Origin of the sequence: Halomonas sp. CnH100-B (genome assembly GCF_024124605.1) — a bacterium.
Taxonomy (GTDB): Bacteria; Pseudomonadota; Gammaproteobacteria; order Pseudomonadales; family Halomonadaceae; genus Vreelandella.
Map to the genome: position 1 here is coordinate 1 of NZ_JAMXRX010000008.1, position 16,953 is coordinate 16,953.

Here is a 16,953-nt window from a genome sequence, read left to right on the forward strand (position 1 = left end):
GTAGGTCATCGTCAGGCACTTATACCGCAAAGAACCCAGCCAAACGGCTGGGTTTTTTGTTGCGCGCTCGAAAGCGCGCCATGACCAGCCCCGGGCATCCTGTGCTCGGGGCTTTTTGGTTGTGTGGGTGGTGTCAGACGTTGATGAAAGACGTCGTTACCACTCGATCGACTCGCCTGCCCAGTCCCAGAAACTGCCAGTCTCTTCCGGCGACCGTTTGGCCATCACGTCGATCAGCTGTTTCGCCACGAAGTCAGCGGTAAACAGCTTACCGCTTGGAACCCGGGCTTGGAACGGCTTCGAGAGAGACGTATCTGTCGTGCCTGGGTGCAGGCAGAGAACGATCGACTGCTTATTCAACCGTGTTAGCTCAATCGAGGCGGTCTTCATCAACATATTGTGCGCGGCTTTGCTGGCACGGTAGCTATACCAACCGCCATACCCATTGTCAGTGATGGAGCCGACACGGGCTGAGAGGCTAGCGATGATCGTGGGGTGCTTCCCTTGCAGCGAGGGCTTGAGCGCGGCAATTAGCAGCGCAGGCGTTGCCGCATTGATGTGCATGACGTGGGCGAATGCCTCGTCATCCAGTTGCTCTAGGCGCTTTTCAGGCTGTATACCTCGGAAATCATCATGGAGTAGGCCCACCGCATTGAAGAGTAAGTGAACCGGTTGGCCGTCTAAGGCGCTACATAGCGCCTCTCGGCCTGATGGAGTAGTGATGTCTGCAGCCAGCGCATCGAGTTTGGGGTGATGTGCAGCTATCGCTGAGCGGCTAACTGCGATGACACGCCCCGTTTGAGGGGATGATAAAAGGCATTGCAGCATTGCATGACCAATGCCGCCATTGGCGCCTGTAATGACTGCGTTAAAGCCTTCGGGGAGATGAGGAAACATGACACGCTCCAATAATGAACACTCTTGTTCTCATTGAAGCGCTTTGTATAGATTTTGTCTAGGATGGCCGTTCAAGCCGATGCATTGATACGACCTGGCTGGGCGCTGTTACGACCATTCGGCTTATACAGTGTTTTTTCGGCAATTTGTCGAATGTAGTCGAGCATCTCTTGGTTATGCTTCATGCGTAACGACAGCATTTGGCCGGTCAATGCATTCATTCGTGAGACGCGTTCACTCTTTTCGAGCAGGCTTTCCCATGTCGGTAGGCACGCTGCGTCAGTAGCGGCTTGGTTGGCTCCCAGGGCACCTTCCGGATAGCCAAGCTTGGCTTGGACGCCACGGCGCAACATTTCCATGCGCTCCAACTCGTCCAGTAGTGCCTGCTTTTTAGCAGCGATCTGCGTTAATACGTCACCGTCGATACTGCCTTTGGTCAGCTGCTCCTGCTCATTGGAAAGTAGCGCAATGAGATCTTCAAGGCGCTGCAACTGGCTGGAAAGAAGGCGTGAAAGGCTCATAGGATAAACGTTACAGGTCGTTCAAATTGGCGATAAGGCCATCTGCGATACGATCGGCACGCACTTCGAGTCGACCTTCACGGATGGCATCACGAATCTCTTGGACCTTAGCCATGTCGATGTCTTGGCTGTCATCGATACTAGATGGGCTAAGCTGAGTCGTTTCACGGGTCGAATTACCCGTTTCCGGTGGCTTAGTGCCACCAATTTTTTGAGCATCATCACGCTGCTGCGCGGGGGTGTTGCGAAGCAGCGGATTGAGATTATCGATTTTCACGTTGTTGGCCTCATCGTCAACGTTGGGGCGCCGCGCGCTATATTACTTTTATCGGCTTTCTATAGAGAAACTTTAGATGATCGACTAAAAATCCACCATTAAAGTCCCTTGGCCAATCACTCGCGCGTTCATGATGTCACGAGGACCAAAACGTACACGGATGGTTTCACCTTGGGCACCATCCGCAAGTGCCTCCCCCTCCCGGGACACGCGAAAGCCGGTACCTTCCGCTATGACCGTGACACGCTGGCCACGTTCCACGAGGCTAGGGGCTTGTAAAAAATGTGCTTGGAAGGTGCTGCCGCTGCGGATAGGCCGCTGCGCGACCTTGCCCACGACCTCATCTTCACTCGTGAGTGCTTGAGAGGAGAGATCGCTCAAGTTGCCTTCACGCTGAGTCAGCATGGCTGCTGTAATCAAGGCTCCGCGCTCGATATCTTGGCTCGCTACGATATAACGACCAATCACGTCCACCTGCGCCTGCAGATAGCGGGTCTGGCGGCCTGCTTCACCGCAGCGAACGCCCACAGATACACGACCGATAGGAGCCTGATCCGCATTGGGTAAAAATGGGGTGGGCTGCAAACAGGCGGGTAGGTGCGGTGACGGCGGTGCGATATCGATGACCACTTCCTCGCCCAGCGCTTGAGCTTCTTGGTACAAGAACTGCTGCACGGCATCGACCAGTGCTTGGTCTGTCGTTTGTGCCCAGGCGGGCTGAGGCGCGCCGACATACAAAAGTAATAACAAACCATTAAAAATTGCTGAGCAGCGTGCAGCAAAATGCAGCAAGTGGCGCATGGGAAAGTCGCTCAGGTTAGAGGAACAGACGGCTAGCATCAGCCCGGGAGTGTAATGCAAAAGTACCTCCCGCATCATGGGAAATGCTGGTGTAAACGGTAGCTGTTCCATGCTTTAAGGTGAAAGCCGCACGCCTATCATTCATCATCAACAATTTCCGATTTATTTTTGCCTCTCAGCGAGCGAGGGTCGGCATGATTGATCAGCTTGAATCTGCCTTTAACTTCCATCAGCAGGCACTGGGGTTGCGGCAGCAACGGCACCAAGTGCTAGCCGCTAACATTGCCAATGCCGACACGCCTAACTATAAGGCGCGGGACATCGACTTTGCCAGCGAGCTGAAGAAAGCCGTGGACGGCAGCCAGGCCCAGCAGCAGAACGGTGGGTTGGCATTGGCGCGTACCTCCGATCGCCATTTGGCGGGTGAGGGGCCTGCCTGGCAAGGCGCAGGAAGTGCAGATTTGCTGTATCGAATTCCTGACCAGCCAAGTCTCGATGGCAATACCGTCGACATGGATCGCGAGCGAACACAGTTTGCCGACAATGCGGTGCGCTATCAGGCTGCGCTCACCATCATGAACCGTCGTATTCAAGGCCTGAAAAATGCGATGCAGCCTGAATAACCTAGTGATAGGAGAAGAATAAGCGATGTCGATGTTTTCAGCGTTTGATATTGCCGGTTCGGCCATGAGCGCCCAAGCCCAGCGGATGAACGTCACGGCGAGCAACATGGCGAATGCCGATAGTGTGGCAGGGCCCGATGGAGAAACCTACCGCGCCAAACAGGTCATGTTCGAAGCTCAGGCCCAGAATAACCGTTATGGGGTGGGGGGCGTACGGGTCACGGAAGTGCTGGAAGACGACTCTCCGCTACGGATGGAGTACATGCCGAACCACCCCGCAGCGGACGAAGAAGGCTACGTTGCCAAGCCCAACGTCGAGCCGGTGCACGAGATGGTCAATATGATTTCTGCGTCACGCTCTTATCAAGCCAACGTAGAAGTTTTCAACACAACCAAGCAAATGATGGTTCAAACGCTATCGCTCGGTGAGGGCTAACGATGAATATTGACACGAGTGTCGTTAATAGCATTAACAGCAATGGTTCTACTTCCGGCCTCTCCACGCGTCAGTCCGCCGAACTGCGCGATAGCTTCATGACGCTACTGATCACACAGTTGCAGAACCAAGACCCGCTCAACCCGATGGAAAATGCGGAGATGACGTCTCAGCTCGCGCAAATCAATACGGTGAGCGGCATCGAAGAGCTGAACGATACCTTGAACGGCATTACCCAGCAGATGGATGCGGCGCAAACGCTGCAGGCGGCTGGGTTAATCGATAAAGCCGTACTGGTGCCAGGCAATAACGTGATGGTCAGCGTCGATCCTGACAATGGTTCGTACGCTACTCCGTTTGGCATTGAGCTCGATTCCCCAGCTGAGCAGGTAGAAGTCACGGTGACCAGTCAGTCCGGTGAAGTGGTTTATACCAATCAACTGGGCAGTGTAGCGGCGGGGGTAGAGTCATTTAGCTGGGGTGGCACGACCAACGGGGGCGATGCCGTTCCTGAGGGCGCTTATCGAGTTAATTTCAAAGCTACGAATGCCGAGGGTGAACTGCTGGAGTCGCGCGCATTGAATTATGCCTTGGTACAAGGCGTTTCGCCTGGAGCAGGTGGCAGTGACGTACGTCTTGACCTCGGTGCGATATATGGCCAAGTGACACTCGACCAAATCAAGCAAATTCTTTGATTACTCGCTAATCGATACTTTCTTCAGGGGAACATCATGAGTTTTACACAGGCACTTAGTGGCTTAAACGCTCAGCAGGAAAAACTCGGCGTCGTTGGCAACAACATTGCTAACTCTCAGACCGTTGGTTTCAAAAGCTCCAACGTGCAGTTTGCCGATGTCTTCGCAAACTCGCGCGTGGGCTTGGGGGTTCGGACCTCCGCCGTGTTGCAGAACTTCAGTCAGGGCAACATCGAGTCCACCAGCCGTAACATGGATCTGGCCATTGCCGGTGAAGGCTTCTTCCGTTACCAACAGCCTAATGGTGAAATTGGCTATTCGCGCAATGGTCAGCTGACCATGACGTCGGATGGTCGGCTCGTGAATGCCCAAGGGGCTCAGATCATGGGTTACCCCGCCGATGCCGAGGGCAACGTGCAAGAGGGCGGTAACGTGGTGCCCATGGAAATTCCACCTGGCGATTTGCCTGCAAACGCCACGACTGGGCTGGATATCTCGTTAAACCTGAACTCTGGCCAGCCAGTGATTGCTGCCGCGTTCGACGCGGATAATGCGAACACTTATAACTACTCTACCAACGCGACGGTCTTCGACTCCCAGGGTAACGCGCGTAACCTTTCCGTCTACTTTACTAAAACTGCCGCTAACGAGTGGGAAGTTAATGGGCGTTTGTCAGGTGGCCCCGCGGATGGCGGCACCTATGATGTGGCCCTGGGTAACCTGACGTTTACCCAAAACGGCACGTTACAGGCGGACAATTCCACCAATGCTTTGTTCAACAACAACGAATTTGGTGCCGGTAACCCGCTGGCAGCCCTGGATATCGAGCTGAGCTTTGAAGGGTCTACCCAGTTTGCCAGCGAATCCACGGTCAATGACACCGTACAGGACGGCTATACATCAGGTGCGCTCGTTGGTATCACCATCGAGGAAGATGGCACCATCATGCGCAACTACTCGAACGAAGAGTCGCGCGCTGCTGGCCAGGTGACATTGGTGACTTTCCGTAATCCAGAAGGTCTGCGCCCTGAAGGTGAAAACTTGTGGGCAGCCACTGGAACCTCTGGTCAAGAGCTGCTGGGTGCGCCGGGCGCTGGCTTGCGCGGTTTAATCCAGCCAAGTGCGATTGAAACATCCAACGTGGATATGGCCCGTGAGCTGGTCGATATGATCGTGGCTCAGCGTGCCTACCAGGCAAACTCACAGACCATCAGTACTCAGGACGAGCTCCTGCAAACCATCATTAATATTTAATGAGTGGGCCAACGGGTAAGGAGTAAACGTCTTGGATCGCATGCTATACACCGCCATGAGCGGCGCAAAACACACGATGGACCAACAGTCGGTAGTGAGCAACAACCTATCGAACGTGTCGACCGCTGGGTTCCGCGCTCAGCTTCAGGCCGTGCGCTCGGTGCCCGTGCAGGGCGATGGCGCACTACCCACCCGGGTCTCGGCAGTAGCCACGACGCCGGGAACCGATTTCTCACAAGGCCCTATCGAGCGTACTGGACGTACGTTGGACGTGGCCATGCAGGGAAATGCTTGGATGGCGGTGTTAGCAGACGACGGGACCGAGACGTATACCCGCCGAGGCGACTTGCAGCTCGACAGCGATGGGGTGCTGTTGAGCGTAGGTCGGCCTGTCATGGGAGATGCCGGTCCCATTGCGGTGCCGCAGGGCGCGCAAATTTCATTTGGGGCCGACGGTACGATCAGTGCCATTCCTCAGGGGGAAGGGCCTGAAGCAATCGTGGACGTTGGCCGTATCAAACTCGTCACGCCGGATGAGCAGGGATTAGAACGCGGCGACGACGGACTTTTTAGAGCGCCACCCGGTGAGGATGGTGCGCCTGGCGTGCTGCAAGCGGATGAGGATGCTCGTTTGGTCAGTGGTGCGCTGGAAGGCAGTAACGTGAGTGCCGTCGATGCCATGGTATCGATGATCGACGTGGCGCGCCGTTACGACATGCAAATGAAAATGCTCAGCTCGGCGGACGAGAATGCCCAGCGAGCCAACAGTATTCTCGCTATTCAGGGCTAATCGCAGCCACTCAGCCAAGGGAACCTACGTATGATCAAGTCTTTGTGGACTGCCAAAACCGGACTAGAGTCTCAGCAAACCAAGCTGGATGTCATTTCCAACAACCTCGCGAACGTCAGTACCAATGGCTTCAAGCGTTCGCGGCCTGTTTTCGAAGACCTGCTTTATCAAAACATGCGCCAGCCGGGCGCGCAGAATAACATTCAGGACCGTCTGCCTTCCGGTATGCAGATCGGTACCGGGGTGCGTGCCGTGGCTACGGAGCGCTTGCACACGCAAGGCGGCTTGGAAGAAACGGGCAACTCCCGCGATCTCGCGATCAATGGTGAAGGCTTTTTCCAAGTGCTTTTGCCAGACGGCACGATTGGTTATACCCGTGACGGCAGTTTCCAGCTGAACGAAAATGGCCAGATGGTCACGGCGAACGGCTATCCGCTCGAGCCAGCGATCTTCGTGCCGGCCAATGCGCTATCGGTGTCGATCGGTGAAGATGGCACGGTGAGTGTGCGTCAGCCGGGAATCGCTCAAGATGCCGATATTGGCCAAATTAACGTGGCTTCCTTTATCAATCCAGCGGGTTTGGAAAGCATCGGTGGCAACCTTTACCTGGAAACCGGTGCCTCGGGGGCGCCGAACCAAAACGCGCCGGGTAATAACGGTGCCGGTCGACTGTTCCAAGGGTACGTCGAGACCTCGAACGTCAATGTCGTCGAAGAGATGGTCAACATGATCCAAACGCAGCGAGCTTACGAGATCAACAGTAAAGCTGTCTCGACCAGTGACGAAATGCTAGCGCGCTTAAGCCAGCTCTAATGCCACTGTTCGTCAGAGCTTCTTAACGGATCGCGCTATGTTGAAATCAAACCTTATGTTACGCCGCGTCGTGCTGGCTAGCTTAGCGCTGCTGGTGCTGCTGGCCGCAGGGTGCGCGCAGATACCCCGCGCGTCCGTCGTGGGCGAGCAAGAGCAGATCACCATCGTCGATCGGCCACCGCCGGTGCCTAACGGCTCCATCTATCAGGCGCGCCGGGGCTATCAGCCGCTATTCGAAGATCGTCGCCCCCGTACCATAGGCGATATTCTCACCATCGTGCTCGATGAAGAGGTAAGCGCGAGTAAGAATGCCCAATCCAACGCCAACCGCTCCGGCAGTGCGAGTCTGGACTTAGCCCAGCTTCCGGATGTGCTGGATACGTTGGCCGAGTACGGTTTCGATATCGAGGGCGCCAGCGATTTTGCGGGCGGCGGCGGCTCTCAGGCGAACAATACGTTTACCGGTACGATCACCGTCTCCGTATTAGAAGTGATGAATAACGGCAACTTGCGGGTACGCGGCGAGAAACAGATCGCGATCAATCAGGGCACCGAATTCATTCGCTTCTCGGGCGTCGTGAATCCTCGTACGATCACCGCGCAAAATACCGTGCCGTCGACTCAAGTGGCCGATGCACGGATCGAGTACGTGGGCGATGGCTATATCAACGAAGCGCAGCATATGGGGTGGCTGCAGCGCTTTTTCCTGAATGTGTCGCCGTTCTAGGCGTGTTAACGAGCTCGACAACAGAGACCTGGTGAAATGGCTATGCAGTGGAAAGCGTATCAACGTCTAACAGCCACCGTGCGTGTCGCAGCGTTCGTGGCACTCTGTTTGGTGATGTTGCCGGCCCACGCTGAGCGCGTGCGTGAGCTGGCAAGCTTTGCAGGCGTTCGTGATAACCAATTAGTCGGTTACGGTTTGGTCGTGGGTCTCGACGGAAGCGGTGACCAAACGACCCAAGCGCCCTTCACCAGTCAGAGTTTGACCAACATGCTGTCGCAGTTGGGTGTGACGGTGCCGCCGGGTACCAACCTGCAGCTGCGTAACGTGGCCGCCGTCATGGTCACAGCAGATCTGCCCCCCTTTTCTCGTCCAGGCCAACGTTTGGACATCGTCGTGTCCTCCATTGCCAACGCGAGCAGTTTGCGCGGTGGCACGCTGCTCATGACGCCCCTCAAAGGTGCCGATGGTGATACGTATGCGATTGCCCAGGGCAATATGCTGGTAGGCGGTGCGGGGGCACAAGCGGGCGGCAGCAGTGTGCAGATCAACCAGCAGGCATCAGGCCGTATTCCCAACGGTGCCCTCGTCGAGCGAGAAGTGCCGTTGAACCTGGGAGGCAACGGGGGAGTATTGGAGTTGCAGCTCAACGATGCCGACTTTGGGACCGTGCAGCGTATGGTTTCTGCGATTAATAGCGAGTTTGGGCAATCCGTCGCCTATGCACGCAATGGCCGTGTTATCGCTTTGGACGGCCCTATGGATGCCAATGAGCGGGTCAACTTCATGGCGCGCGTCGAGAACGTCCAGGTGACACCGACCGAGGCGCCCGCCAAAGTCGTGCTGAATGCACGCACTGGCTCCGTCGTGATGAATAGTGCAGTGACGCTTCGTCGTGCTGCCGTCGCGCATGGCAACCTCTCCATCATGATCGATACCCAGTTTGGCGTCAGCCAGCCTAACCCCTTAGGGGAGGGCGAGACCGTGGTCGTGCCGGACGCGGATATCGATATCGAACAACAAGAAGCCTATCTACAAATCGTCGAAGGCGCGGATTTGGCAGACGTGGTGAACGCATTGAACGCGTTGGGGGCCACTCCTCAAGATTTGATGTCGATTTTGGAAGCGTTGAGAGCGTCAGGCTCTTTACGTGCTGAGCTGGAGATCATCTGATGAGCATGGGGGATATGACCAGCCAGTTTGCGCTGGATATGAACGGGTTCCAGCGGCTGCAGCACAATGCCCGCGTCGACCCTGAAGCCGGTGTGCAAGGTGCGGCACAGCAATTCGAAGCTTTGTTCATCCAAATGATGGTCAAAAGCATGCGTGATGCCACGCCGACCTCGGGACTGTTGGAGAGTCGCGATACTACGTTCTATCAATCCATGCTCGACCAGCAGTGGTCCCAAGTCATGGCTTCCCGTGGCATTGGTCTGGCCGATGCGCTAGTGGAGCAGTTGCAGCGTCAAGGCGCGGTTGGACAAGCCAGCAACCCGGACCAAGAGCTTCAGGCACTGATTGCAGGCATCCCCCGTGGGACGCCGCGCGTGTTAGACAATCCGCTACAGCCTAACAACGCCCAGGCGCCTGCCAGTACGGCCAGCGGGCGTTTTTATGACGAGCTGGACGCTATTCGCCAACAGGAAGAGGTGAGCAGCGCCCCCGCCGCGTTAGCAGACGCCCCGCGTCCGGCGGCGTCTTCACATGAGCATGTCGAACGGTTCGTGCAAACGCTGGCCACGCCTGCGCAGGCGGCCAGCGCCGCTACCGGTGTGCCTGCCGAGCTTATTTTGGCGCAGGCAGCCCTGGAGACAGGCTGGGGGCGGCATGAAATAGCCACCCAGCAAGGCCGCAACAGCTACAACGTATTTGGCATTAAAGCGGGTAGCCAGTGGCAAGGCAAAACCACCGATATCGTGACCCACGAGTACGTGGACGGTCGCCGTACGCAAGTCGTCGATACTTTCCGTGTGTACGACTCTTTCGAGCACGCCTTTACCGATTATGCCAACTTGATTGGCAACAACCCTCGCTATGCGGGTGTTTTGCAAGCGGCCAATGCCGAGCAGGCTGCACGTGAGCTGCAGCGTGGCGGTTATGCGACCGATCCGCGTTACGCCGATAAGCTGGTATCGGTGATGAATACCATGGGCCCATTAAATGCCGCAGGAAGCCTTCTAGCGGATTCTCGCTAGCGACACCTCAAGTTTGTCTGCGTATTGCCGATAAGTAGAAAATCGGCCTAAGGAATTGAACCATGAGCATGTTTTCGATCGGCTTAAGCGGCCTCAACGCGGCGCAGAATGCCCTCAATACCACGAGTAACAACATCAGTAACGTCTATACGCCTAGCTACAACCGCGAGCTGACCCAGCTTGGTGAAGGGCGTGTGGGTGGGGGTGTCCGAGTCGATGATATCGAGCGCCAGTTCAATACCTATGTGGCCGATCAGCTCAATAACGCCAAGACCCAGTCCAGCGCGTTAGATACGTACTACAACCAAGTCTCGCAGATCGATAACCTGCTAGCCGACCGGGATGCGGGTCTTTCCCCGCTCATGCAGACGTTCTTTTCTTCGCTGGAAGATCTGGCAAGCTCCCCCTCTGATCCTGCGGCACGCCAGGGAGTGCTTGGGACGGCGAACACGCTGAGTGCGCAGTTCCGCTCGTTCGATGGCTACTTGCAGGACATGCAGAGCAACATCAACAACCAGATCAAAGATGAGATCACTCAGGTCAACAATACGGTGGAGCAAATTGCCGGTCTCAATAAAGAGATTGCATTGGCTCGCGCACGTACGGGCGAAGCGCCCAACAGCTTGTTGAACCAGCGCGACTTTCTTGTCTCCGAGCTCAACGAGCGCATGGATTTACGGCTGAACGTGCAGGATGGCAAGACGTACAACATTAGCTTGCCTAACGGTCAGCCGCTCGTCACGGGGACCAGCTCGTTCAAATTAGAACCCGTGCAGGCCGACTACGATCCCCAACGGACGATCGTGGGATATCGCGATGGAGGCGGTAACCTGATTCAGTTGGACGAGTCCACGGTCAAAGGGGGCGCGCTGGGGGGATTGATGACATTCCGGTCAGAAACTCTCGATAAAACGCAGAACCAGGTTGGTCAGCTTGCCGTATCGCTATCCGTCGCATTTAACGAACAGCACAAGCAAGGCGTCGATTTGGACGGCGAGCAGGGCGGCGACTTCTTCAATGTGCGCGCACCACAAGCCTACAGTTACGAAGACAACAGCCCTGTAACGATCGACGCCATCGAATTTGATGCTGATGCTATCGATCAGCTACGTGCAACGGATTACACCGTCAGTTTTGCAGGTGGCGCACCTACCGTGACTCGTAACGATAGTGGTGCAGACGTCGATATCGGTACAGGCTGGGACGCTGCCAATAATACGCTATCGTTTGGCGGCATCTCCATGACGTTTAGCAATACGCCGGCCGACGGGGATCAGTTTGAGGTACAACCCGTTCGTCGAGCCGCTAACGGTATGGAAGTGAATCTTATTGATGCTGATAAAATTGCCGCGGGCTTACCTATTAACCCTAATGACGATCCTGCAGATTGGATTGCCGCAGGCGCGGGTGATAATAGCAATGCATTATTGCTCCAAGATTTGCAAGGTCAGGATATTGTTGGCGGCAGCGCGTCCGTAAGCGGTGCCTATGGCGCGCTTGTCAGTGACGTGGGTAATCGCACCAACATTACCCAGGTCAATCTGGATGCACGCCAGGGCCTGACGGATCAACTACGCGCCGTACAGCAGTCGGAGTCTGGGGTGAACCTTGACGAAGAGGCGGCCAACTTGATTCGTTACCAACAGTTCTATCAAGCCAATGCCCGTGTGATCGATACCGCCGGTACGATCATGGACACCATTTTGAATCTGCGTAATTAATAGGAGCTTAGGCGATGCGTGTCAGTACGGTCACGATGTATGAGCAGAGTACGGCTTCTATCAATCGTCAGCAAAATGACTTTTTGAAAGTGGGGCAACAAGTTGCCAGTGGGCGGCGTGTCGTCAATCCGTCGGATGACCCACAAGCGGCATCCCGTGCGGTAGGTGTCGACCAGTCGAAAGCCATCACACAGCAGTACGAAGACTCTCGTGTATCTGCGCGTAACTCATTGGCACAAACGGAAAGCATTCTCAACAGTATTAGCGATGCGGTGACTAGCGCCAAGACGCTGCTGATCCAAGCGTCCAGCGATACGTTGAGTGATGTTGACCGTGAATCTATTGCCAGTGAGTTGAAGGGTGTTTACGAGACGATGATCGGTCAGGCAAATGCCACCGATGGTAACGGCCGCTATATCTTTGGTGGTTACAAAGACGACGCTCCGCCCTTCGTTAAGTCTGCCGCTGGCAACGTCCAATACAACGGTGATACGAACGCGCGCGCTCAGCGCGTCGATGCGTCTCGCCTAATGCCCGTGACGGAAAATGGGGCGACGATTTTCCAAGGAGTGCCAAGCGGCGCAGGCTATATAGCCAAAGCCGAGTCAGCCAACCAGGGCAGCGTGACGTTCAGTGGTCCACAAGTGACCAATGTCAACGATCCAGATTATGGTGAAAGCTTCCGCGTTCTTTTCGACGAAGATGGAGGTGGTAACCCGACTTACACCGTCGAGCAGTTCGATGGGGCTGCTTGGCAGCCAGTCGCCGGTCTTGAGGATCAAGCTTACGACGAGTCAGCAGGCGAGCAAGTGAGTTTTGGAGGGGTGAGCCTGACTCTGAAAGGGGCGCCTGAAGTTGGCGATGAAATCCTAGTCGCTCAGCCTGGCAGTGATCAGCTTTCGGCCGATCTGTTTCAAACGATGGAAGCGGCTATCCGTGTACTAGAAACGCCAGCAGAAAATGGCACGCAGAAAGCAGCCCTGCGGAATACGCTGAACACGTCCATGCGTGAGTTGGATAACTCGTTGGACAACGTATTGACGGTCCGTGCCTCCGCCGGTGCCCGGCTCAACGAGCTAGACGTCATCGATGCAGTTGGCAGTAACCGCATGCTCAACTACGAACAAACGCTTTCGGACTTGGTTGATCTCGATTATGCCGACGCTATTTCCGAGTACAGCTTGCGCCAAGTAGGCCTTCAGGCGGCTCAGAAAGCGTTCGTAGACATCAAAGGCATGTCGCTGTTCGACTTCATGTAGTCTTCCAGCGTGTAACGTCTTATGGAAAGCCTCGGCCATCATGCCGGGGCTTTTTAGTTCAAGGGCGCCATCGTTTCGATAAGACTTTGGGTGAAGCTGATGCCTTGGCTAAACAGCTGTTGCAGAAAGCTGCCAATATCACTCATCAATACCATTAGCAGGACGATGCCAACGGTCAACGACGTGGGAAAGCCGATATTGAAAACGGTCAGCTGCGGCGCTGAGCGGTTCAAGATACCTAGCGATAAGCTAATAATCAGCAGCGAAGCCACCAACGGAAGGGCGAGCAGCATGCCGGAGGCAAAAATTGTCCCTGCATACCTTGCCAGCAGCTCGAAGGCATTCGGATTTAAACTGCCAACCCCGATGGGGAGCGTTTGAAAGCTCATCACCAGCGTCTCTAGTACCATCAAATGCCCATTAAACGCGAGAAACATCAGCAGCGTGATCATGTAGAGAATACGTGATAGCACCATGATGTTCGTGCCGCTCGACATGTCGAAAAAGCTCGCAAAGGCCAGACCCATCTGTAAACCGATAAACTCACCGGCGGCCTGCACGACAGCAAATACGACATGCATGACCAGCCCAATCGCGATGCCGATCAGCATTTGTTCGATGATGATGCCAAGGCCTGCCCACGACATGAGCGGTACGGCGGGCATGGGAGGCAGCACCGGCGCAATGACGATGGCAATGACAGCCGCTAACGACACCTTTGCTGGTGTGGGAATGCTGGAGTGTCCCCAGAGCGGGGTGGCCGTCATAAACGCCGTAATGCGTACGAAAGGCCAAAAGAAGGCAACCAGCCATCCTTGTAACTGTGCAAAGGTGACCTCGACCACTGCTTACATCACCATTGCAGGGATATTGGTGAACAGGCGCGTTGTGAAATCGGTAATCAAGCCAATGAGCCAGGGGCCCGCCAGCACTAAAACGGCAAAAACAGCCAGAATCTTGGGAATGAACGTGAGCGTCATCTCGTTAATTTGAGTGGCCGCCTGAAACAAGCTGATAATGAGGCCCGTAAAAAGGGCGGCGAGTAGCATGGGGCCTGCCAGGAACAGCGTTACGCGCATGCCTTGATAAGCGACGCTCATCACCATTTCGGGTGTCATGGATAGATGCTCCTTGCCGCGCCCCGCGACGTTAAATCATGTAAAAACTTTCTGCTAGCGAGCCAATGATGAGCTGCCAGCCATCGACCAACACGAAGAGCATGAGTTTGAAAGGCAGTGAGATGGTGACAGGAGGCACCATCATCATCCCCAGCGCCATCAGCGTACTGGCCACCACCAAATCGATAATCAAAAAAGGAATGAAAATGGTAAAGCCAATTTGAAACGCCGTTTTGAGTTCGCTGGTGACAAAGGCGGGGAGCAATACGCGCATCGGTAGCTCCTCTGGACCTTGCAGAGGGCCGATATCGGCGAGGCGAACGAACAAAGCAATATCAGGTTCCCGTGTTTGAGCCAGCATGAACTCACGAAATGGGAGTTGAGCACGCAGTAGAAACTCTTCGAAGTTGATCACCTCATCCGTTAGAGGCACCCAGGCGGTGTCGTACACCTGATTCAACACGGGAGACATGATAAAAAACGTCAGAAACAGTGCAATACCCAGCAGCACCTGATTGGGCGGCGTTGCCTGTGTGCCCATGGCGGTACGCAGTAGGCTAAGCACGATGATAATGCGCGTAAAGCTGGTCATCATCAACAGCATCGCTGGCAAGAAGGCCAGAGAGCTTAAAAAAAGCAGCGTTTGTAACGAGAGTGACCACTGCTGCCCGCCATCTTCGGTGGGCTGTGAGACGAGGCCGGGTAACTGCTGTGCTGCGGCGGGGAAGGCCATCAGACCGCCCGCAAGCAGTAGCGCAAATAGCCACCAGCGACGCGAAAAGAGCCGAGCAACATACGAAACGTGTGTCATGGTGAGTGCTGAGAGTCTGAAGGGGAGCGGTCGCTTTTGTCACGGTTCTTGGCCAGCGCATTGGCCAAGCGCTGAGCGAAACGAGACGGCGGAGTTTCGGGTGTGTGGGGGCGGTTTGCCGGTGCCGGCCGCTCATGCAACTTGCTGATGCGACCACTGCTCACGCCCAGTACCAGCCACGTGTCTTCCACTTCGACCACGACGACGCGTTCGCGGTTACCCACTGCGGTGGTTCCGACGATCCGCAATCGCGCGCCCTGGTCGAAACGATGCTGTTGCCAGCGCTTGAGCAGCGAGGTGCAGAGCAGAATGATCGCAATCACCAGCGCAAGCGCAGCGGCGGTTTTGCCCAGTGCCGCCATACCAATGAGAGCGTCGCCGCCGCTTAGTGCATCCACCGAGGATTGGGCGCTGGAGGTTGCCACGCTCATCGGTTGAGTTTATGAATCCGCTCGGAGGGCGTAATGATTTCCGTAATGCGGATACCGTATTTGTCTTCGATGACGACCACTTCGCCCTGGGCAATCAGATAACCATTGATCAGGATATCCATAGGCTCCCCGGCCAGGCCTTCTAGCTCGATGACGGAACCCTGTGCCAGCTCTAGCAGCTGTTTGATCGTAAGCTTCGTACGACCCAGCTCCACCGTCAGCTTGACCGGAATATCCATGATCATTTCGAGATCACGAGAAGGGGCGCTACCCTGCTCACCGCTCAGCGGGCGGAATACCTCGTCGCTGGCGGATTTGGCCTGGGGCGGCTCGGGTTCCGGCTCATCCTCTGCATCGGATTGCTCGGCTGCCTCCTGTTCCGCCATGGCGGCTGCCCAGGGGTCCTCGTCTTCGCTGGCGGCATCCGCGTCAGAGGAGGGCTCTTCTTGTTCAGACATGGCTTCCGCCCAATCGTCATCAGAGACTTTTTGATCGGGTTTGTTAGGGTCAGTCATGCTTTGGATTCCTTGGCTTTCTGTCGCGTTGAACCTTTAATAAAGTCCTTGGACGATACGTTATTCATAGCAGCATGGTCGATCATACGTAGCACCCGTAACGCGCGCTGCTGACGCTGACTACCGTACTCGCACTCCATGACGGGGACCCCATCAACGCGTGCAGTAATCGTGCTGGGAATATCCACCGGCAAGACATCCCCCTTTTTCAGTCCCATTACCTGAGCGATACGGCTGGGAATTTGTGCAAATTCCGCGACCAGCTCCACCTCCGACTGGCGTAGCTCGCTGGCCATTCGGCGTGACCAAGAACCGTCGCTATCGTGATTGCTGTCGTTGATCGGGTTGACCAGCAAGTCGCGCAGCGGCTCGATCATGGCGTAGGGCATGCAGACTTGGAAGCTGCTCGAGAGATTGCCAACTTCGATGTTGAACTTGGTATTCACCACGATTTCGTTGGGTGAATTGGTAATGTTGGCAAACTTCGACTGTACCTCGGAGCGTAAAAAGTGGACATCGATCGGATAGACCACTTTCCAAGCTTCTTGATACGCATCGATGGCAAGATTCAATAAACGCTGAATAATGCGCTGTTCGGTATTCGTAAATTCGCGCCCATCCGACTTGGTAACGAAGCGTCCGTCGCCCCCAAACAGGTTGTCTACCACCATGAAGACCAGGTTTGGTGGGAAAACGACAAGACCCGAGCCACGCAGCGGTTTCATCGACACGATGTTGAGGTTGGTCGGCACCGGTACGTTGCGTGAAAAGTCACTGAAGCTTTGGTAGCGCACTGACTCGACAGTAATGTCAGAGCTACGGCGAATCAGGTTGAACAGCCCGTTGCGGAAGTAACGAGCAAAGCGTTCGTTGATAAAGTCGAGCGCGTGCAGACGCTCGCGAATGACCCGGTGTTGTGTCGACGGGTCATAGGGGCGAATCCGCGACTCATCCTGGGTTGGAGACGACGTTGCCGACGGCTCGTCATCTCCGCTGACGCCTTTGAGTAAGGCATCGATCTCTTCCTGGGACAGTAGATCGTCCTGCGACATGAACGGCTCCCGTTCCCTAG

At 55.5% G+C, this 16,953-nt stretch carries 21 protein-coding genes; 11 read left to right on the top strand and 10 right to left on the bottom strand.

Going from position 1 to position 16,953, the window contains the following annotated elements; all coding sequences use genetic code 11:
* Positions 1 to 156: 156 nt before the first annotated feature.
* From NH398_RS16030 to flgA, 4 genes are all read right to left on the bottom strand, one after another.
* The gene (locus NH398_RS16030) at positions 157 to 897 is read right to left on the bottom strand and encodes an SDR family NAD(P)-dependent oxidoreductase (protein WP_253019251.1); all 741 of its coding nucleotides are present in this window, start codon (positions 895 to 897) and stop codon (positions 157 to 159) included.
* 71 nt (positions 898 to 968) lie between these two features.
* The gene (gene flgN / locus NH398_RS16035) at positions 969 to 1,418 is read right to left on the bottom strand and encodes a flagellar export chaperone FlgN (protein ID WP_253019252.1); all 450 of its coding nucleotides are present in this window, start codon (positions 1,416 to 1,418) and stop codon (positions 969 to 971) included.
* Positions 1,419 to 1,428: 10 nt separating this feature from the next.
* Positions 1,429 to 1,695 (bottom strand): flagellar biosynthesis anti-sigma factor FlgM, encoded by a 267-nt coding sequence (gene flgM, locus NH398_RS16040; RefSeq protein WP_159340579.1) that lies wholly within the window; start codon positions 1,693 to 1,695, stop codon positions 1,429 to 1,431.
* A gap of 84 nt (positions 1,696 to 1,779) precedes the next feature.
* The gene (gene flgA, locus NH398_RS16045; RefSeq protein ID WP_253019253.1) at positions 1,780 to 2,556 is read right to left on the bottom strand and encodes a flagellar basal body P-ring formation chaperone FlgA; all 777 of its coding nucleotides are present in this window, start codon (positions 2,554 to 2,556) and stop codon (positions 1,780 to 1,782) included.
* A gap of 134 nt (positions 2,557 to 2,690) precedes the next feature.
* Here flgA and flgB point away from each other — a divergent pair, with 134 nt between their 5' ends.
* The 11 genes from flgB to flgL all read left to right on the top strand — a co-directional run bounded on the left by flgB (position 2,691) and on the right by flgL (position 13,006).
* Positions 2,691 to 3,119, top strand: a complete 429-nt coding sequence (gene flgB / locus NH398_RS16050; protein ID WP_159340580.1) for a flagellar basal body rod protein FlgB — start codon at positions 2,691 to 2,693, stop codon at positions 3,117 to 3,119.
* Positions 3,120 to 3,144: 25 nt separating this feature from the next.
* On the top strand, positions 3,145 to 3,555 hold the full coding sequence (flgC, locus tag NH398_RS16055) for a flagellar basal body rod protein FlgC (protein ID WP_159340581.1): 411 nt from the start codon (positions 3,145 to 3,147) through the stop codon (positions 3,553 to 3,555).
* A gap of 2 nt (positions 3,556 to 3,557) precedes the next feature.
* The gene (locus NH398_RS16060; RefSeq protein ID WP_159340582.1) at positions 3,558 to 4,250 is read left to right on the top strand and encodes a flagellar hook assembly protein FlgD; all 693 of its coding nucleotides are present in this window, start codon (positions 3,558 to 3,560) and stop codon (positions 4,248 to 4,250) included.
* A gap of 36 nt (positions 4,251 to 4,286) precedes the next feature.
* A complete protein-coding gene (gene flgE / locus NH398_RS16065) occupies positions 4,287 to 5,504 on the top strand; it encodes a flagellar hook protein FlgE (protein ID WP_159340583.1) in 1,218 nt (405 codons plus the stop codon).
* A 31-nt stretch (positions 5,505 to 5,535) separates the two neighbouring features.
* Positions 5,536 to 6,294: a flagellar basal-body rod protein FlgF gene (gene flgF / locus NH398_RS16070; protein WP_159340584.1), complete on the top strand. Its 759-nt coding sequence runs from the start codon at positions 5,536 to 5,538 to the stop codon at positions 6,292 to 6,294.
* 30 nt (positions 6,295 to 6,324) lie between these two features.
* The gene (gene flgG / locus NH398_RS16075) at positions 6,325 to 7,107 is read left to right on the top strand and encodes a flagellar basal-body rod protein FlgG (protein WP_159340585.1); all 783 of its coding nucleotides are present in this window, start codon (positions 6,325 to 6,327) and stop codon (positions 7,105 to 7,107) included.
* A gap of 37 nt (positions 7,108 to 7,144) precedes the next feature.
* Positions 7,145 to 7,834, top strand: coding sequence for a flagellar basal body L-ring protein FlgH (locus NH398_RS16080; RefSeq protein ID WP_253019254.1), 690 nt, complete (start codon positions 7,145 to 7,147; stop codon positions 7,832 to 7,834).
* Positions 7,835 to 7,870: 36 nt separating this feature from the next.
* Positions 7,871 to 9,004: a flagellar basal body P-ring protein FlgI gene (locus tag NH398_RS16085; protein ID WP_285264135.1), complete on the top strand. Its 1,134-nt coding sequence runs from the start codon at positions 7,871 to 7,873 to the stop codon at positions 9,002 to 9,004.
* Entirely contained in the window at positions 9,004 to 10,026 is a 1,023-nt protein-coding gene (flgJ, locus tag NH398_RS16090; protein ID WP_253019255.1) for a flagellar assembly peptidoglycan hydrolase FlgJ, read from the top strand. The genes NH398_RS16085 and flgJ overlap by 1 nt, the downstream gene beginning before the upstream one ends.
* A gap of 62 nt (positions 10,027 to 10,088) precedes the next feature.
* Complete coding sequence (flgK, locus tag NH398_RS16095) at positions 10,089 to 11,747, top strand: flagellar hook-associated protein FlgK (RefSeq protein ID WP_253019256.1); 1,659 nt, start codon at positions 10,089 to 10,091, stop codon at positions 11,745 to 11,747.
* Between the two features lie 14 nt (positions 11,748 to 11,761).
* The gene (gene flgL / locus NH398_RS16100; RefSeq protein ID WP_253019257.1) at positions 11,762 to 13,006 is read left to right on the top strand and encodes a flagellar hook-associated protein FlgL; all 1,245 of its coding nucleotides are present in this window, start codon (positions 11,762 to 11,764) and stop codon (positions 13,004 to 13,006) included.
* A gap of 53 nt (positions 13,007 to 13,059) precedes the next feature.
* Here flgL and fliR read toward each other — a convergent pair whose 3' ends face one another.
* From fliR to fliM, 6 genes are read right to left on the bottom strand one after another with little or no spacing between them, the layout of a single operon-like run.
* Positions 13,060 to 13,851, bottom strand: coding sequence for a flagellar biosynthetic protein FliR (gene fliR / locus NH398_RS16105; RefSeq protein ID WP_159340591.1), 792 nt, complete (start codon positions 13,849 to 13,851; stop codon positions 13,060 to 13,062).
* 3 nt (positions 13,852 to 13,854) lie between these two features.
* The gene (fliQ, locus tag NH398_RS16110) at positions 13,855 to 14,124 is read right to left on the bottom strand and encodes a flagellar biosynthesis protein FliQ (protein WP_044629584.1); all 270 of its coding nucleotides are present in this window, start codon (positions 14,122 to 14,124) and stop codon (positions 13,855 to 13,857) included.
* Positions 14,125 to 14,155: 31 nt separating this feature from the next.
* Entirely contained in the window at positions 14,156 to 14,935 is a 780-nt protein-coding gene (gene fliP, locus NH398_RS16115; RefSeq protein WP_159340592.1) for a flagellar type III secretion system pore protein FliP, read from the bottom strand.
* Entirely contained in the window at positions 14,932 to 15,366 is a 435-nt protein-coding gene (gene fliO / locus NH398_RS16120; RefSeq protein ID WP_159340593.1) for a flagellar biosynthetic protein FliO, read from the bottom strand. The genes fliP and fliO overlap by 4 nt, the downstream gene beginning before the upstream one ends.
* Positions 15,363 to 15,881, bottom strand: a complete 519-nt coding sequence (gene fliN, locus NH398_RS16125) for a flagellar motor switch protein FliN (RefSeq protein WP_159340594.1) — start codon at positions 15,879 to 15,881, stop codon at positions 15,363 to 15,365. The genes fliO and fliN overlap by 4 nt, the downstream gene beginning before the upstream one ends.
* Positions 15,878 to 16,933, bottom strand: coding sequence for a flagellar motor switch protein FliM (gene fliM / locus NH398_RS16130; protein WP_159340595.1), 1,056 nt, complete (start codon positions 16,931 to 16,933; stop codon positions 15,878 to 15,880). Before fliM ends, fliN begins: the two co-directional genes overlap by 4 nt.
* Between the last annotated feature and the right edge of the window lie 20 nt (positions 16,934 to 16,953).

Coding starts and splice junctions, on each gene's coding strand:
- flgL (WP_253019257.1), top strand. CDS start 11,762: ATGCGTGTCAGTACGGTCACGATGTATGAGCAGAGTACGGCTTCTATC.
- flgG (WP_159340585.1), top strand. CDS start 6,325: ATGATCAAGTCTTTGTGGACTGCCAAAACCGGACTAGAGTCTCAGCAA.
- fliN (WP_159340594.1), bottom strand. CDS start 15,881: ATGACTGACCCTAACAAACCCGATCAAAAAGTCTCTGATGACGATTGG.
- fliQ (WP_044629584.1), bottom strand. CDS start 14,124: ATGACACCCGAAATGGTGATGAGCGTCGCTTATCAAGGCATGCGCGTA.
- flgN (WP_253019252.1), bottom strand. CDS start 1,418: ATGAGCCTTTCACGCCTTCTTTCCAGCCAGTTGCAGCGCCTTGAAGAT.
- NH398_RS16080 (WP_253019254.1), top strand. CDS start 7,145: ATGTTGAAATCAAACCTTATGTTACGCCGCGTCGTGCTGGCTAGCTTA.
- NH398_RS16030 (WP_253019251.1), bottom strand. CDS start 897: ATGTTTCCTCATCTCCCCGAAGGCTTTAACGCAGTCATTACAGGCGCC.
- flgC (WP_159340581.1), top strand. CDS start 3,145: ATGTCGATGTTTTCAGCGTTTGATATTGCCGGTTCGGCCATGAGCGCC.
- flgB (WP_159340580.1), top strand. CDS start 2,691: ATGATTGATCAGCTTGAATCTGCCTTTAACTTCCATCAGCAGGCACTG.
- flgK (WP_253019256.1), top strand. CDS start 10,089: ATGAGCATGTTTTCGATCGGCTTAAGCGGCCTCAACGCGGCGCAGAAT.
- fliM (WP_159340595.1), bottom strand. CDS start 16,933: ATGTCGCAGGACGATCTACTGTCCCAGGAAGAGATCGATGCCTTACTC.
- fliO (WP_159340593.1), bottom strand. CDS start 15,366: ATGAGCGTGGCAACCTCCAGCGCCCAATCCTCGGTGGATGCACTAAGC.
- flgJ (WP_253019255.1), top strand. CDS start 9,004: ATGAGCATGGGGGATATGACCAGCCAGTTTGCGCTGGATATGAACGGG.
- NH398_RS16085 (WP_285264135.1), top strand. CDS start 7,871: ATGGCTATGCAGTGGAAAGCGTATCAACGTCTAACAGCCACCGTGCGT.
- flgE (WP_159340583.1), top strand. CDS start 4,287: ATGAGTTTTACACAGGCACTTAGTGGCTTAAACGCTCAGCAGGAAAAA.
- fliP (WP_159340592.1), bottom strand. CDS start 14,935: ATGACACACGTTTCGTATGTTGCTCGGCTCTTTTCGCGTCGCTGGTGG.
- NH398_RS16060 (WP_159340582.1), top strand. CDS start 3,558: ATGAATATTGACACGAGTGTCGTTAATAGCATTAACAGCAATGGTTCT.